This window comes from Rhizobium sullae (genome assembly GCF_900169785.1).
Taxonomy (GTDB): domain Bacteria; phylum Pseudomonadota; class Alphaproteobacteria; order Rhizobiales; family Rhizobiaceae; genus Rhizobium; species Rhizobium sullae.
Genome location: NZ_FWER01000018.1, coordinates 50,845 through 64,859 on the forward strand (window position 1 = coordinate 50,845; position 14,015 = coordinate 64,859).

Below are 14,015 nucleotides of genomic sequence, written 5' to 3' on the forward strand. Positions count from 1 at the left end.
GAGAGACATGCTTTTCGCCCTTCTCTGCAAGGACAAGCCGGGGCATCTCAATGTGCGCATGGAGACACGTGCTACACATTTGGAGTATTTGAATAAGCTGAATGCCGAAGGCAGGCTCAGCCTGGCCGGACCGTTCCTCGACGGCGAAGGCAAGCCCTGCGGCAGTCTGGTAATCGTGAAAGCCGAGACGGCCGAGGAAGCCAAGGCGCTCGCCGATGCCGACCCCTATGCGAAGGCCGGTCTTTTCGAGAGCGTCGAGATCAAGCCCTTCAACTGGGTCTTCAACAATCCGGAGGCATAAGGAATGGCCCATTGGCTCTATAAATCCGAACCGTCTTCCTGGTCCTGGGAGCAGCAGAAGGCCGCAGGCGAAAAAGGCACGGAGTGGACGGGCGTTCGCAATTATCTCGCCCGCAACAACATGCGCGCCATGCAGATCGGCGACAAGGGCTTCTTCTATCACTCGAATGACGGCCTGGAGGTCGTCGGCATCGTCGAGGTCTGCGCGTTGTCGCATCCGGACTCGACGGCGAAGGGCGACGATCGCTGGGATTGCGTCGATATCCGCGCCGTGCGCGATATGCCGAAGCCGGTGACGCTGAAGGATGTCAAGGCGAACGAAAAGCTCTCGAAGATGGCGCTGGTGACGTCGATGCGCCTTTCGGTCCAACCGGTGACAGACGACGAGTGGCTCGAAGTCTGCCGAATGGGCGGCCTCGACAATCCACCGCGCTGACCGCCTTTGAAGACAGATCCCGAAATCTTCATCCGCGCCAATACGAGTCTGATTGCGCCGCCGCATGTGCCGGAGATCCGGTTACATCTGGCGAGCGAAGTGCATGAGCTTTGGCTCAAGACGGAAGAGGAACTGGTGGAGATCGGCCTGCCGCCGCCGTTTTGGGCTTTTGCCTGGGCAGGCGGACAGGGGCTTGCGCGTTATATTCTCGATCATCCGGAGACGATGCAGAATAAGCGCGTTTTCGATTTTGCAACAGGCTCGGGGCTCGTCGCGATTGCGGCGAAGATGGCGGGTGCGGCGGCGGTGAAGGCGGCGGATATCGATCCGTGGGCTGAGACGGCCGTGCTGCTTAATGCTGTTGCCAATGGGGTCTCGATTGATTTCGATGGCGCCGATTTCGTCGGCCAACCTGTCGATGCCGATATCGTTCTGGCGGGCGACGTGTTCTATGACCGCGTCTTCGCGAACGCCCTCGTTCCGTGGTTCGAACGGCTGGCCAGCGAAGGCAAGGAGGTCTTGGTCGGCGATCCGGGACGCGCCTATCTGCCAAAGGAGCGGCTGGAGTTTTGCGCCATCTACCAAGTGCCCGTAACGCGGGCGCTCGAGGATAGCGAGATCAAGAAGACGACGGTCTGGCGATTCAGGGCCTGATGACGCAGACGCCGGCCTCGTAGCTGCAGGGGTCGCCCTGGACGGCGACGTCGATCACCTTGGCCTTGGCTGCAAGCGGCGCGGCCTGCGGCACGCCGTAGGTCTCATAGCCGTCGACGCCGAAATAGGTGCCGCCTTCCGTCTCGTAGCCATAAGTGCCGCCGTAAACGCCGCTGTAGGCATGGCGGGAGAGCTGCGGCGATGCAGCGATAACGCTGCGGATACCGTAGCCGTTCGATGACGGCGAGAAATGCTTGAGGCGAACATGGCGGTTATGACCGTGATGGTGACGGCGATCGCCGAACCAGGGCTTGGCAATATTTGCCCACTTGGCGCTGCTTGCCCAATGGATCGTGCCGCGATGATGCCGGTGGCGCTCGCCGGCCACGGCCGGAAGCGCAATTAGAGCACATAACAGGAGCGAAACGACTTTCGAGATGCGCTGGAACATGGGACGTCAGCCTCCGGAAACTCGGCCATTAACAAATCGTTAACGCCAGCTTGCGTCAAAACTACCCCTCTGTCCACTTGAGCGATGAAAAATCAGGATAAAATTTGAGCCGAAAAGGCCAGTTTCCATTTCCGGCAACTTCCCGGTAACGCGAATCGATTAAATTAAAAGCAGACAGCAATTGTGCTTGTCGTCGGGGGTTTCGGTGATTAAACGTCGCCGTTGATGCAACGCACACAGACAAATTTGTCATTCCTGTGGTTGCCTCGAAATGCTCCGAAATTCGGGAGCGCAGAGAAGACGCCGCGAGGTTCTGATGGCGAATGTGACAAATAACCGGCCTCTGTCGCCGCATTTGCAAGTTTATAAACTTATTCCTACCATGGTCATGTCGATCGTCCATCGTATCACCGGCACCGCTCTTTATTTCGGCACGCTGCTGGTCGCCTGGTGGCTGATTGCGGCTGCGACCGGCCAGGCTTATTACGACTGGGTGAATTGGGTACTCGGCAGCCTCATCGGCAAGGTCGTCCTGCTTGGTTACACCTGGGCACTGCTTCACCACATGCTCGGCGGCCTGCGCCACTTGCTGTGGGACCTCGGCCATGGTTTCGGCAAGGAATTCTCCACCAAGCTCGCCATCGCCAATATCATCGGATCGCTCTGTCTTACCGTGTTGGTCTGGGTGATCGGCTTTATCATTCGCTTCTGAGGTCGCTCACATGGATATGCGTACCCCTCTGGGTAAGGTTCGCGGCCTCGGTTCCGCCAAAGAAGGCACCGAACACTTCTGGCGTCAGCGCCTGACGGCTGTTGCCAACATCCCGCTCATCGTCTTCTTCGTCATCTTCATGATCGTTTATGCTGGCGCGCCTTATGCGGATGTCGTGCATGCGCTGTCGAACCCCTTCGTGGCGGTCATCATGGGGCTGATGGTGATTTCAGGCATCGTTCACATGCGTCTCGGCATGCAGGCCATCATCGAGGATTACGTGCACAGCGAAATCGGCAAGCTCGTCCTGCTGATGCTAAACACGTTTTTCGCGATCTTGGTCGCGGGGCTCTGTCTGTTTGCCATTCTGAAAATTGCTTTCGTAGGATAACCGTATCATGGCACCGACTTCACCTGCTCAGAATGGGAAAGCCTACAAATATGTCGATCACTCCTATGACGTGATCGTCGTCGGCGCCGGCGGCGCCGGTCTTCGCGCCACGCTCGGAATGGCCGAACAGGGGTTCCGCACGGCCTGCATCACCAAAGTATTTCCGACCCGCTCGCACACCGTTGCGGCGCAGGGCGGCATTGCCGCCTCGTTGCAGAACATGACGCCGGACAGCTGGCAGTGGCACCTCTACGACACCGTCAAGGGTTCGGATTGGCTCGGCGACGTCGATGCCATGCAGTATCTCGCCATGGAAGCGCCGAAGGCGGTCTATGAGCTCGAGCACTACGGCGTGCCTTTCTCGCGCAATGAGGAAGGCAAGATCTATCAGCGCCCGTTCGGCGGCCACATGCAGAACTACGGCGAAGGCCCGCCGGTGCAGCGCACCTGCGCCGTTGCCGACCGCACCGGCCACGCCATCCTGCACACGCTTTACGGCCAGTCGCTGCGCCACAACGCTGAGTTCTTCGTCGAATATTTCGCACTCGACCTCATCATGTCGGAAGACGGCAATCGTTGCACTGGTGTTGTTGCCTGGTGCCTCGATGATGGCTCGATTCATCGCTTCGCGGCGAAGATGGTAGTGCTGGCGACCGGTGGCTATGGCCGCGCTTACTTCTCCGCGACCTCCGCCCATACCTGCACCGGTGACGGCGGCGGCATGGTGGCGCGCGCAGGGCTTCCGCTGCAGGACATGGAGTTTGTGCAGTTCCATCCCACCGGCATCTACGGCTCCGGCTGTCTGATCACCGAAGGCGCGCGCGGGGAAGGCGGCTACCTGGTCAACTCCGAAGGCGAGCGCTTCATGGAGCGCTACGCGCCGTCGGCGAAGGACCTTGCCTCGCGCGATGTCGTCTCGCGCTGCATGACGCTGGAAATCCGCGAGGGCCGCGGTGTTGGCAAGAACAAGGATCATATCTTCCTGCATCTCGATCATCTCGATCCGGCCGTCCTGCACGAGCGCCTGCCGGGCATCTCCGAGAGCGCCAAGATCTTTGCCGGTGTCGATGTGACGCGCGAGCCGATCCCGGTCCTGCCGACCGTCCATTACAACATGGGCGGCATTCCGACGAACTATTGGGGTGAGGTGCTCAATGCCGACAACGCCAATCCGGAACGCGTGATTCCCGGGCTGATGGCCGTCGGCGAAGCGGGCTGCGCTTCGGTGCATGGGGCCAACCGCCTCGGCTCGAACTCGCTGATCGACCTCGTCGTTTTTGGCCGCGCAGCGGCAATCCGTGCCAGCGAGGTCATTGACCGCTCCGTATCGACCCCGCATCTGAATATAGCTGCCTGCGACAAGATCATGGATCGCTTCGACGGTCTTCGCCACGCCAATGGCGGAACGCCGACGGCGTATCTGCGCGAGAAGATGCAGCGCGCCATGCAGGAAGACGCTGCCGTGTTCCGCACTCAGGAATCGCTGGAATCTGGCTGCCAGCGCATTTCGGCGATCTGGCAGGAAATGTCGGACATCAAGGTCACCGACCGTTCGATGATCTGGAATTCCGATCTCGTCGAGACGCTCGAATTGCAGAACTTGATGGCGAATGCGATCACCACGATCTACGGCGCCGAGGCCCGCAAGGAAAGCCGCGGTTCGCATGCCCGTGAGGATTACACCGAAGGCGCATACGCTGGCCGCGACGACGTCAACTGGCGCAAGCACACGCTCGCCTGGGTCAACAATGCCGGCGAGGTCAAACTCGACTACCGCCCGGTTCACACCGAGCTCATCGCAGAAGGCATCGATCCCAAGAAGATCGCGCCGAAGGCTCGCGTGTATTAAGAGGACTGGACATGGTTGAACTCGCTCTCCCCAAGAACTCTCAGATGCGCGAAGGCAAGGTCTGGCCGAAGCCGGCGGGCGCAAAGAACGCCCGCGAATTCCGCGTCTACCGCTGGAGCCCGGATGACGGGCAGAACCCGTCGATCGACACCTTCTATATCGATATCGACGACTGTGGCCCGATGGTGCTTGATGGCCTGCTCTACATCAAGAACAAGATCGATCCGACGCTGACGCTGCGCCGTTCCTGTCGTGAAGGCATCTGTGGTTCCTGCGCGATGAATATCGACGGCACGAACACGCTTGCCTGCACGAAGGGCATGGAGGAGATCAAGGGCACGGTGAAGATCTATCCGTTGCCGCATTTGCCGGTGGTGAAGGATCTCGTTCCGGACCTGACGAATTTCTATGCGCAGCACCGCTCGATCGAACCCTGGCTGAAGACTATATCTCCGGCACCCGCCAAGGAGTGGAAGCAGAGCCACGAGGAACGCCAGAAGCTCGACGGCCTCTACGAGTGCATTCTCTGCGCCTGCTGCTCGACCTCTTGTCCGAGCTACTGGTGGAACGGCGACCGCTATCTCGGCCCGGCCGTCCTGCTGCAGGCTTATCGCTGGCTGATCGACTCCCGAGACGAGGCGACCGGCGAACGTCTCGACGACCTCGAAGATCCGTTCCGGCTTTACCGCTGCCACACGATCATGAACTGCGCGCAGACCTGCCCGAAAGGCCTCAATCCGGCAAAGGCTATTGCGGAGATCAAGAAGATGATGGTCGAGCGCCGGGTTTGATAGCCGATGCTCGCCAATTGCCCGGCGCTCAGAGAGGCGGCGCCGGGTCTTACCGAGTTTTTGCCCCCACCGGTCCGAATCCGGCGAAAGATCGTGCAGATCATCACCTTGCTGACAAATTCTATCTGCAGGAAGTTCTCCGGCAGGCAAGTTGAATTGCTCCATTTCCGGCATAAGTGTTGTCGCGAGCAATTTATGGCTGTGCCGACTTGATTAACTAAAGTGAAATACGTTAATTCGAAATTAGTCTGATGACCAATTCTGTGCTGCAAGAGCGGACAATCGGGAGCATGATGATGCAGTTGCGATATGCGATGACGGGTGTGGCGGTTGTTCTGTCATTGGCGGGCTGCCAGCGCACGACATATGACAATGCGAGTTACAGCTCGCCGGCACCGCTGACAGCGCAGCCTGTTCCTTCCGTCCAGGGCGGGCAGCTGCCGCCGCCTGCAGGCGCTTCGCAGTTTCCCGCCGCTCCGACGGCGGCGCCGGCGACTCCGGGCCAGCCGGGTGCCATGGCGGCCAATGCACTTGACGTCACCAAGGAATCCATGGTCGGCAGCTGGCGCGTCAACGGCAGCTGCGACATGTTCCTGACGCTCACTAATCTCGGCAGCGGCTCGCGCGGCGGCACGCGCGGCTGCGTCGGCGAGCTGACGGCGATGGGCTCTTGGGAAGTTGCAGGCAAGCAGGTTCTTCTCAAGGATCGCAGCGGCAACCCGATCGGCAGCGTCTACAAGACGGCCGACAACAGCTTCAGTGGCCAGACGAGCACTGGCCAGCCGATCACCCTCAGCCGGTAAGACAACCGGCGGCCACCCCGCCGACGACGCCTAGGCGGACTTCTCCATGCAGCCTATCCCCGATTATACTTCGAGCGTCAGCGAGCACTTGAAATCGCTGACGGCTTCAGGCGCTCTCCAGATCGATTCAGCGCAGATGGATGTGGCAAAAAGCCTCGATCGGGTGCTTTTTGAACTGAAGCGCCGCCGCCCTGCTGCGAAATCCAGCTCGCTCGGCTGGCTCTTCGCTCCGAAGAAGAAGGCGGAGGATCACATCAAAGGGCTTTACATTCATGGCAGCGTCGGCCGCGGCAAGACAATGCTGATGGATATCTTTTACGGGATGGCGCCCTGTTCGAAGAGACGCCGTGCGCACTTCCATGAGTTCATGACCGATGTCCACAACCGCATCGCCGCGCACCGGCTCAAGCTGAAGAACGGCGAGATAAAGCAAGCCGATCCCGTGCCGCCGGTGGCGGCCGCACTTTACGAGGAGGCCGAACTCCTCTGCTTCGACGAGTTTACGGTGACGGACATCGCTGATGCGATGATCCTCTCGAGGCTGTTCTCAGAGCTTTTTGCGCGCGGCTGCATGCTCATCGCGACCTCGAATGTCGAACCTGACAATCTCTACAAGGACGGCCTCAATCGCGGTCTCTTCCTGCCTTTCATCGGTCTCCTCAAGAAGAATGTCGAGGTCGTGACGCTCGACTCCCCGACGGATTACCGGATGGAGAAGCTGAACAGCCAGCCCGTCTATCTGACGCCGATCGACGAGCGGACGGATATGGCGATGGATGCGTCCTGGGCGCAGGCGCTGCACGGGCGCAAGGCGCAGCCCCTCGATATTCCGATGAAAGGCCGCTCGATCCATGTGCCGCTCGCGGTCGATCGCATGGCGCGCTTTTCCTTTGCCGATCTTTGCGAGAAGCCGCTCGGTGCTGCAGACTTTCTCGCAATCGCCAAGCGCTTTGATACGATTTTTGTCGACCGCATCCCAAAACTGGGTCCGGACAAGCGGAACCAGGCGAAGCGACTCATCATTCTCGTCGATACGCTCTACGATCACGGCGTGCGGCTTCATGCGTCCGCAGCGGAAATGCCGGAAGATTTGCTGGTCGAACGGTGTGGGACGGAAGGCTTCGAATTCGATCGGACCGCCTCGCGCCTTTTCGAGATGCGCAGCGCAGAATATCTTGCAACGCACCATGAAAAGCATGCCGCCGAGTAACAATTTGGTGACGAAATATTTTACGTTTACGTAAGTATTTTTATATCTAAACGATTGAAATTGCTGCAGCAAAAATAACACGTTGCCATTTTTTGGCTTTGAGGCTATGCGATTGCGGCATTGGACGACGCTTGGACGCGCCGCCCGACTGATTTTGATCGCAAAGGAAACAGCGAAATGGCGCGTAACAAGATCGCACTTATCGGTTCTGGCATGATTGGTGGCACGCTGGCACATCTCGCCGGCCTGAAAGAGCTCGGTGACATCGTTCTCTTCGACATTGCCGACGGCATTCCGCAGGGCAAGAGCCTCGATATCGCGCAGTCGTCTCCGGTCGAAGGCTTCGATGCCAATCTGACGGGTGCCAGCGATTATTCCGCGATCGAGGGCGCAGATGTCTGCATCGTCACCGCCGGCGTTCCGCGCAAGCCGGGAATGAGCCGCGACGACCTCCTCGGCATCAACCTCAAGGTCATGGAGCAGGTCGGCGCCGGCATCAAGAAGTACGCCCCGAACGCTTTCGTCATCTGCATCACCAATCCGCTCGACGCCATGGTTTGGGCGCTGCAGAAGTTCTCCGGCCTTCCGGCCAACAAAGTTGTCGGCATGGCCGGCGTTCTCGACTCGTCGCGCTTTCGCCTCTTCCTGGCCAAGGAGTTCAACGTTTCCGTCCAGGACGTCACGGCTTTCGTTCTCGGCGGCCATGGCGATACGATGGTGCCGCTCGCCCGCTACTCGACCGTCGGCGGTATTCCACTCACCGATCTCGTCACAATGGGTTGGGTCACCAAGGAACGCCTCGAGGAAATCATCCAGCGCACCCGTGACGGCGGCGCCGAAATCGTCGGCCTGCTGAAGACCGGCTCGGCCTATTATGCTCCGGCTGCTTCGGCAATCGAAATGGCTGAATCCTACCTCAAGGACAAGAAGCGCGTTCTGCCCTGCGCGGCACATCTTACCGGACAGTACGGTGTCAAGGACATGTATGTCGGCGTTCCGACGGTGATCGGCGCCGGCGGCGTCGAGCGCGTCATCGAGATCGACCTCAACAAGGCCGAGAAGGAAGCCTTCGACAAGTCCGTCGGCGCTGTCGCCGGGCTGTGCGAAGCCTGCATCAACATCGCCCCCGCGCTGAAGTAATCGAAACAGGGATAAACCCATGAACATTCATGAATATCAGGCCAAGGCTCTGCTGAAGAGCTATGGCGCGCCGGTCGCCGAAGGTGTGGCCATCTTCAAGGCCGACGAGGCTGAGGCTGCTGCAAAGCAATTGCCGGGTCCGCTCTACGTCGTGAAGAGCCAGATCCACGCCGGCGGCCGCGGCAAGGGCAAATTCAAGGAGCTCTCGCCGGAAGCCAAGGGTGGCGTTCGCCTTGCGAAGTCGATCGACGAAGTCACCGCCAATGTCAAGGAAATGCTTGGCAATACGCTGGTTACCAAGCAGACCGGTCCTGCCGGCAAGCAGGTCAACCGCCTCTACATCGAAGACGGCGCCGATATCGACCGCGAACTTTATCTCTCGATCCTCGTCGATCGTTCCGTCGGTCAGGTTGCCTTCGTCGTTTCGACCGAAGGCGGCATGGACATCGAGACCGTTGCGCACGACACGCCAGAGAAGATCATCACTGTCGCCATCGACCCGGCAATGGGCGTGACGGCTGAGGACAACAAGAAGCTTGCGGATGCTCTGAGGCTCGAAGGCGACGCCCGCAAGGATGGCGACACGCTGTTTCCGATCCTCTACAAGGCGTTCGTCGAAAAGGACATGAGCCTGCTCGAAGTCAATCCGCTGATCGTCATGAAGAACGGCCGCCTGCGCGTCCTCGACGCCAAGGTATCCTTCGACGGCAATGCGCTCTTCCGTCACGAAGATATCGTTGCGCTGCGCGACAAAACGGAAGAAGACGAGAAGGAAATCGAAGCCTCCAAATACGACCTCGCCTACGTTGCCCTCGACGGCAATATCGGCTGCATGGTCAATGGTGCAGGCCTTGCCATGGCGACCATGGACATCATCAAGCTCTACGGCGCCGAGCCTGCGAACTTCCTCGATGTCGGCGGCGGTGCTTCGAAGGAAAAGGTCACCGCGGCTTTCAAGATCATCACCGCTGATCCGGCCGTGAAAGGCATCCTGGTCAATATCTTCGGCGGCATCATGCGCTGCGACGTCATCGCCGAAGGCGTGATTGCGGCAGTGAAGGAAGTGGGCCTCCAGGTGCCGCTGGTCGTCCGTCTCGAAGGCACCAATGTAGAACTCGGCAAGAAAATCATACGAGAGAGCGGGCTGAACGTGATCCCTGCCGACGATCTTGACGACGCGGCGAAGAAGATCGTCGCTGCTGTGAAAGGGAACTAAGGCATGTCCATTCTCGTCAACAAAGATACCAAGGTCCTGGTCCAGGGGCTGACCGGCAAGACCGGCACTTTCCACACCGAGCAGGCGCTTGCTTATTACGGCACCAAGATGGTGGGCGGCATCCATCCGAAGAAGGGCGGCGAGACCTGGGGATCGCTCGAAGGCGAAGCGCAATTGCCGATCTTCGCCTCCGTCGCCGAGGGCAAGGAAAAGACCGGCGCCGATGCATCGGTGATCTATGTGCCGCCGGCCGGCGCCGCCGAGGCGATCATCGAGGCGATCGAAGCGGAAATCCCGCTCATCATCTGCATCACGGAAGGCATTCCGGTCGAGGACATGATCAAGGTCAAGTCCAAGCTCGACAAGTCGAAGTCGCGCCTGATCGGTCCGAACTGCCCGGGTGTTCTGACGCCTGAGGAATGCAAGATCGGCATCATGCCGGGCAACATCTTCCGCAAGGGCTCGGTCGGCGTTCTCTCGCGCTCCGGCACGCTGACCTACGAAGCCGTCTTCCAGACCTCGAATGAAGGCCTCGGCCAGACGACAGCTGTCGGCATCGGCGGCGACCCGGTCAAGGGCACCGAGTTCATCGATGTACTCGAGATGTTCCTTGCGGACGACGAAACCAAGTCGATCATCATGATCGGCGAAATCGGCGGCTCGGCCGAAGAAGATGCGGCTCAGTTCCTGAAGGACGAAGCCAAGCGCGGACGCAAGAAGCCGATGGTCGGCTTCATCGCCGGGCGTACGGCACCTCCCGGCCGCACCATGGGCCATGCCGGTGCCGTTATTTCCGGCGGCAAGGGCGGTGCGGAAGACAAGATCTCGGCCATGGAATCGGCTGGCATCACGGTGTCCCCGTCTCCGGCCCGTCTCGGCAAGACGCTGGTTGAAGTCCTCAAGGGCTAAGCCAACTTATACCCGGGCGGAAGAAAGCATCTGCGCTTCCGCCCGGCCCCAAGTTTCGACAGCAGATGTGCCGCGGACAGGCGGTAAATTCGAATGCGGCAGCCGGGTAGAGCCGGCAAATTCATCAAAGTCAGGAGGCGGGCGGAAAGCGTCCGCGTAAAACCATGGCACGGCAAGAAGCCAACGAGCAGTTTCAGATCACCTCGTTTCTGGATGGCGCCAATGCTGCCTATATCGAGCAGCTCTATGCGCGCTACGAGGAGGATCCGTCTTCCGTCGACGATCAGTGGCGGACTTTTTTCAAGGCTCTGGAAGACGATCCGAACGATGTGAAGAAGGCGGCCAAGGGTGCTTCCTGGCGCAAGAAGCACTGGCCGATCCAGGCCGGCGGCGATCTCGTATCGGCGCTCGACGGCGATTGGGGCGCGGTCGAGAAGGTCATCGAAACCAAGGTGAAGGCAAAGGCCGAAGCTGCGGGCAAGCCGACCGACGGCGCCGACATTCTCCAGGCGACGCGCGATTCCGTCCGTGCCATCATGATGATCCGTGCCTATCGCATGCGCGGCCATCTGCATGCCAAGCTCGATCCGCTCGGCATCGCGGCGGCGGTCGAAGACTACAAGGAACTGTCGCCGGAAGCTTACGGCTTCACCCCAGCCGACTTTGATCGCAAGATCTTCATCGACAACGTGCTCGGTCTCGAATACGCGACCATTCCGCAGATGATCGAGATTCTCGAGCGGACCTATTGCTCGACACTCGGCGTCGAGTTCATGCACATGTCCAATCCGGAAGAAAAGGCCTGGATCCAGGAACGCATCGAAGGGCCGGACAAAGGCGTCGCATTCTCGCCGGAAGGCAAGAAGGCGATCCTTGCCAAGCTCATCGAGGCGGAAGGCTACGAGCAATTCCTCGACGTCAAGTTCAAGGGTACCAAGCGCTTCGGCCTCGATGGCGGCGAATCGCTGATCCCGGCTCTTGAGCAGATCCTGAAGCGCGGCGGCCACCTCGGCCTGAAGGAAGCCGTGTTCGGCATGGCGCATCGCGGCCGCCTGAATGTGCTTAGCCAGGTCATGGGCAAGCCACACCGTGCCATCTTCCACGAGTTCAAGGGCGGTTCCTATGCACCCGACGAGGTCGAGGGTTCAGGTGACGTGAAGTACCATCTCGGCGCATCTTCCGACCGCGAATTCGACGGCAACAAGGTTCACGTCTCGCTGACGGCAAACCCTTCGCACCTCGAAATCGTTGATCCGGTCGTCATGGGCAAGGTCCGCGCCAAGCAGGATATGAGCGCCACCGTCTGGGAAGGCGATATCATTCCGCTCTCCGAGCGCGCCAAGATTCTGCCGTTGCTGATCCATGGCGACGCGGCTTTCGCTGGCCAGGGCGTCATCGCTGAAATTCTCGGCCTTTCGGGACTCCGCGGCCACCGTGTCGCCGGCACGATGCACGTCATCATCAACAACCAGATCGGCTTTACGACGAACCCGGCCTTCTCCCGCTCGTCGCCCTATCCGTCCGATGTTGCGAAGATGATCGAGGCACCGATCTTCCACGTCAATGGTGATGATCCGGAAGCTGTCGTCTACGCAGCCAAGATCGCGACCGAATTCCGCATGAAGTTCCACAAGCCTGTCGTGCTCGACATGTTCTGCTACCGGCGCTACGGCCACAACGAAGGTGATGAGCCGTCCTTCACCCAGCCGAAGATGTACAAGGTTATCCGTGGCCACAAGACGGTGTTCCAGCTTTACGCCGAGCGTCTTGTTGCGGAAGGCCTGCTGACCGAAGGCGAAGTCGAGAAGATGAAGGCCGACTGGCGCGCCCATCTCGAGCAGGAGTTCGAGGCCGGGCAATCCTACAAGCCGAACAAGGCCGACTGGCTGGACGGCGAATGGTCTGGCCTGCGCACGGCAGACAACGCCGACGAGCAGCGCCGTGGCAAGACGGCCGTGCCGATGAAGCAGTTGAAGGAGATCGGCCGCAAGTTGTCGGAAATCCCGGCGGGCTTCCACGCGCACCGCACGATCCAGCGCTTCATGGAAAACCGGGCCAACATGATCCAGACGGGCGAAGGCATCGACTGGGCAATGGGTGAGGCGTTGGCATTCGGCGCGCTCTGCCTCGAAGGACATAAGATCCGCCTTTCAGGTCAGGATTGCGAACGCGGCACTTTCTCGCAGCGCCATTCGGTCCTCTACGATCAGGAAACTGAAGAACGCTATATCCCGCTCGCCAACCTGTCGCCGACGCAGGCCCGTTACGAAGTCATCAATTCGATGCTTTCCGAAGAGGCTGTTCTCGGCTTCGAATACGGCTATTCGCTGGCCCGCCCGAATGCGCTCACACTCTGGGAAGCCCAGTTCGGCGACTTCGCCAACGGTGCGCAGGTCGTCTTCGACCAGTTCATTTCGTCGGGCGAACGCAAGTGGCTGCGCATGTCGGGTCTCGTCTGCCTGCTGCCGCATGGCTACGAAGGTCAGGGTCCGGAGCACTCTTCAGCCCGCCTCGAACGCTTCCTGCAGCTTTGCGCGGAAGACAACATGCAGGTTGCCAACGTCACGACGCCGGCGAACTATTTCCATATCCTGCGCCGTCAGCTGAAGCGTGACTTCCGCAAGCCGTTGATCCTGATGACGCCGAAGTCGCTGCTGCGCCACAAGCGGGCGGTTTCGGGCCTCGCAGAGATGGCAGGCGAATCCTCTTTCCATCGTCTTCTCTGGGACGACGCGGAGGTCATCAAGGACGGGCCGATCAAACTGCAGAAGGACAACAAGATTCGCCGCGTCGTAATGTGTTCCGGCAAGGTCTACTACGACCTTCTGGAAGAGCGCGAGAAGCGCGGTGTCGATGATGTCTACCTGCTGCGCGTCGAACAACTCTATCCTTTCCCGGCCAAGGCGCTCATCAACGAGCTCTCCCGCTTCCGCAACGCGGAAATGGTCTGGTGCCAGGAAGAACCGAAGAACATGGGGGCATGGTCGTTCATCGATCCATATCTCGAATGGGTTCTCGCCCACATCGATGCGAAGTACCAGCGCGTGCGCTACACCGGACGTCCGGCTGCCGCTTCACCTGCAACGGGCCTGATGTCCAAGCATCTGTCGCAGCTCGCCGCATTCCTCGAGGATGCGCTGGGCGGCTGAGGAG

Annotated in this window: 14 protein-coding genes; 13 read left to right on the top strand and 1 reads right to left on the bottom strand. The window is 59.8% G+C overall.

Going from position 1 to position 14,015, the window contains the following annotated elements; all coding sequences use genetic code 11:
* The first annotated feature begins 7 nt into the window (after positions 1 to 7).
* Genes BN1800_RS18195 through BN1800_RS18205 form a run of 3 tightly spaced genes read left to right on the top strand, consistent with a single transcriptional unit; the run spans position 8 to position 1,390 of the window.
* A complete protein-coding gene (locus BN1800_RS18195; RefSeq protein ID WP_086999924.1) occupies positions 8 to 301 on the top strand; it encodes a YciI-like protein in 294 nt (97 codons plus the stop codon).
* Between the two features lie 3 nt (positions 302 to 304).
* The gene (locus BN1800_RS18200; RefSeq protein ID WP_027511721.1) at positions 305 to 736 is read left to right on the top strand and encodes an EVE domain-containing protein; all 432 of its coding nucleotides are present in this window, start codon (positions 305 to 307) and stop codon (positions 734 to 736) included.
* A 6-nt stretch (positions 737 to 742) separates the two neighbouring features.
* Positions 743 to 1,390, top strand: coding sequence for a class I SAM-dependent methyltransferase (locus BN1800_RS18205; protein ID WP_086999926.1), 648 nt, complete (start codon positions 743 to 745; stop codon positions 1,388 to 1,390).
* Here BN1800_RS18205 and BN1800_RS18210 read toward each other — a convergent pair.
* Positions 1,380 to 1,841 carry a hypothetical protein gene (locus BN1800_RS18210; protein ID WP_086999928.1) on the bottom strand — a complete coding sequence of 154 codons (462 nt, stop codon included), beginning with the start codon at positions 1,839 to 1,841 and terminating at the stop codon, positions 1,380 to 1,382. The genes BN1800_RS18205 and BN1800_RS18210 overlap by 11 nt on opposite strands.
* Positions 1,842 to 2,157: 316 nt before the next feature.
* On the opposite strand from BN1800_RS18210, the gene sdhC reads away from it, so the two are divergent.
* From sdhC to BN1800_RS18260, 10 genes are all read left to right on the top strand, one after another.
* Positions 2,158 to 2,553: a succinate dehydrogenase, cytochrome b556 subunit gene (sdhC, locus tag BN1800_RS18215; RefSeq protein ID WP_086999930.1), complete on the top strand. Its 396-nt coding sequence runs from the start codon at positions 2,158 to 2,160 to the stop codon at positions 2,551 to 2,553.
* Between the two features lie 10 nt (positions 2,554 to 2,563).
* Complete coding sequence (gene sdhD, locus BN1800_RS18220; protein WP_086999932.1) at positions 2,564 to 2,944, top strand: succinate dehydrogenase, hydrophobic membrane anchor protein; 381 nt, start codon at positions 2,564 to 2,566, stop codon at positions 2,942 to 2,944.
* Positions 2,945 to 2,951: 7 nt separating this feature from the next.
* A complete protein-coding gene (gene sdhA, locus BN1800_RS18225) occupies positions 2,952 to 4,793 on the top strand; it encodes a succinate dehydrogenase flavoprotein subunit (protein WP_027511716.1) in 1,842 nt (613 codons plus the stop codon).
* Positions 4,794 to 4,804: 11 nt separating this feature from the next.
* The gene (locus BN1800_RS18230; RefSeq protein ID WP_086999934.1) at positions 4,805 to 5,584 is read left to right on the top strand and encodes a succinate dehydrogenase iron-sulfur subunit; all 780 of its coding nucleotides are present in this window, start codon (positions 4,805 to 4,807) and stop codon (positions 5,582 to 5,584) included.
* Positions 5,585 to 5,880: 296 nt separating this feature from the next.
* Positions 5,881 to 6,387, top strand: a complete 507-nt coding sequence (locus tag BN1800_RS18235) for a protease inhibitor Inh/omp19 family protein (protein WP_086999984.1) — start codon at positions 5,881 to 5,883, stop codon at positions 6,385 to 6,387.
* Between the two features lie 46 nt (positions 6,388 to 6,433).
* Positions 6,434 to 7,597, top strand: a complete 1,164-nt coding sequence (zapE, locus tag BN1800_RS18240; protein WP_086999936.1) for a cell division protein ZapE — start codon at positions 6,434 to 6,436, stop codon at positions 7,595 to 7,597.
* A gap of 177 nt (positions 7,598 to 7,774) precedes the next feature.
* Positions 7,775 to 8,737 (top strand): malate dehydrogenase, encoded by a 963-nt coding sequence (mdh, locus tag BN1800_RS18245; protein ID WP_027511712.1) that lies wholly within the window; start codon positions 7,775 to 7,777, stop codon positions 8,735 to 8,737.
* A gap of 19 nt (positions 8,738 to 8,756) precedes the next feature.
* Positions 8,757 to 9,953 carry an ADP-forming succinate--CoA ligase subunit beta gene (sucC, locus tag BN1800_RS18250; RefSeq protein WP_086999938.1) on the top strand — a complete coding sequence of 399 codons (1,197 nt, stop codon included), beginning with the start codon at positions 8,757 to 8,759 and terminating at the stop codon, positions 9,951 to 9,953.
* 3 nt (positions 9,954 to 9,956) lie between these two features.
* The gene (sucD, locus tag BN1800_RS18255; protein ID WP_027511710.1) at positions 9,957 to 10,862 is read left to right on the top strand and encodes a succinate--CoA ligase subunit alpha; all 906 of its coding nucleotides are present in this window, start codon (positions 9,957 to 9,959) and stop codon (positions 10,860 to 10,862) included.
* 164 nt (positions 10,863 to 11,026) lie between these two features.
* Complete coding sequence (locus tag BN1800_RS18260) at positions 11,027 to 14,011, top strand: 2-oxoglutarate dehydrogenase E1 component (RefSeq protein WP_086999940.1); 2,985 nt, start codon at positions 11,027 to 11,029, stop codon at positions 14,009 to 14,011.
* Positions 14,012 to 14,015: the final 4 nt, after the last annotated feature.

Excerpts from the sequence above, each read along its gene's own strand:
- BN1800_RS18195 (WP_086999924.1), top strand. The coding sequence starts at position 8 with ATGCTTTTCGCCCTTCTCTGCAAGGACAAGCCGGGGCATCTCAATGTG.
- BN1800_RS18200 (WP_027511721.1), top strand. The coding sequence starts at position 305 with ATGGCCCATTGGCTCTATAAATCCGAACCGTCTTCCTGGTCCTGGGAG.
- BN1800_RS18210 (WP_086999928.1), bottom strand. The coding sequence starts at position 1,841 with ATGTTCCAGCGCATCTCGAAAGTCGTTTCGCTCCTGTTATGTGCTCTA.
- sdhC (WP_086999930.1), top strand. The coding sequence starts at position 2,158 with ATGGCGAATGTGACAAATAACCGGCCTCTGTCGCCGCATTTGCAAGTT.
- sdhD (WP_086999932.1), top strand. The coding sequence starts at position 2,564 with ATGGATATGCGTACCCCTCTGGGTAAGGTTCGCGGCCTCGGTTCCGCC.
- sdhA (WP_027511716.1), top strand. The coding sequence starts at position 2,952 with ATGGCACCGACTTCACCTGCTCAGAATGGGAAAGCCTACAAATATGTC.
- BN1800_RS18230 (WP_086999934.1), top strand. The coding sequence starts at position 4,805 with ATGGTTGAACTCGCTCTCCCCAAGAACTCTCAGATGCGCGAAGGCAAG.
- BN1800_RS18235 (WP_086999984.1), top strand. The coding sequence starts at position 5,881 with ATGCAGTTGCGATATGCGATGACGGGTGTGGCGGTTGTTCTGTCATTG.
- zapE (WP_086999936.1), top strand. The coding sequence starts at position 6,434 with ATGCAGCCTATCCCCGATTATACTTCGAGCGTCAGCGAGCACTTGAAA.
- mdh (WP_027511712.1), top strand. The coding sequence starts at position 7,775 with ATGGCGCGTAACAAGATCGCACTTATCGGTTCTGGCATGATTGGTGGC.
- sucC (WP_086999938.1), top strand. The coding sequence starts at position 8,757 with ATGAACATTCATGAATATCAGGCCAAGGCTCTGCTGAAGAGCTATGGC.
- sucD (WP_027511710.1), top strand. The coding sequence starts at position 9,957 with ATGTCCATTCTCGTCAACAAAGATACCAAGGTCCTGGTCCAGGGGCTG.
- BN1800_RS18260 (WP_086999940.1), top strand. The coding sequence starts at position 11,027 with ATGGCACGGCAAGAAGCCAACGAGCAGTTTCAGATCACCTCGTTTCTG.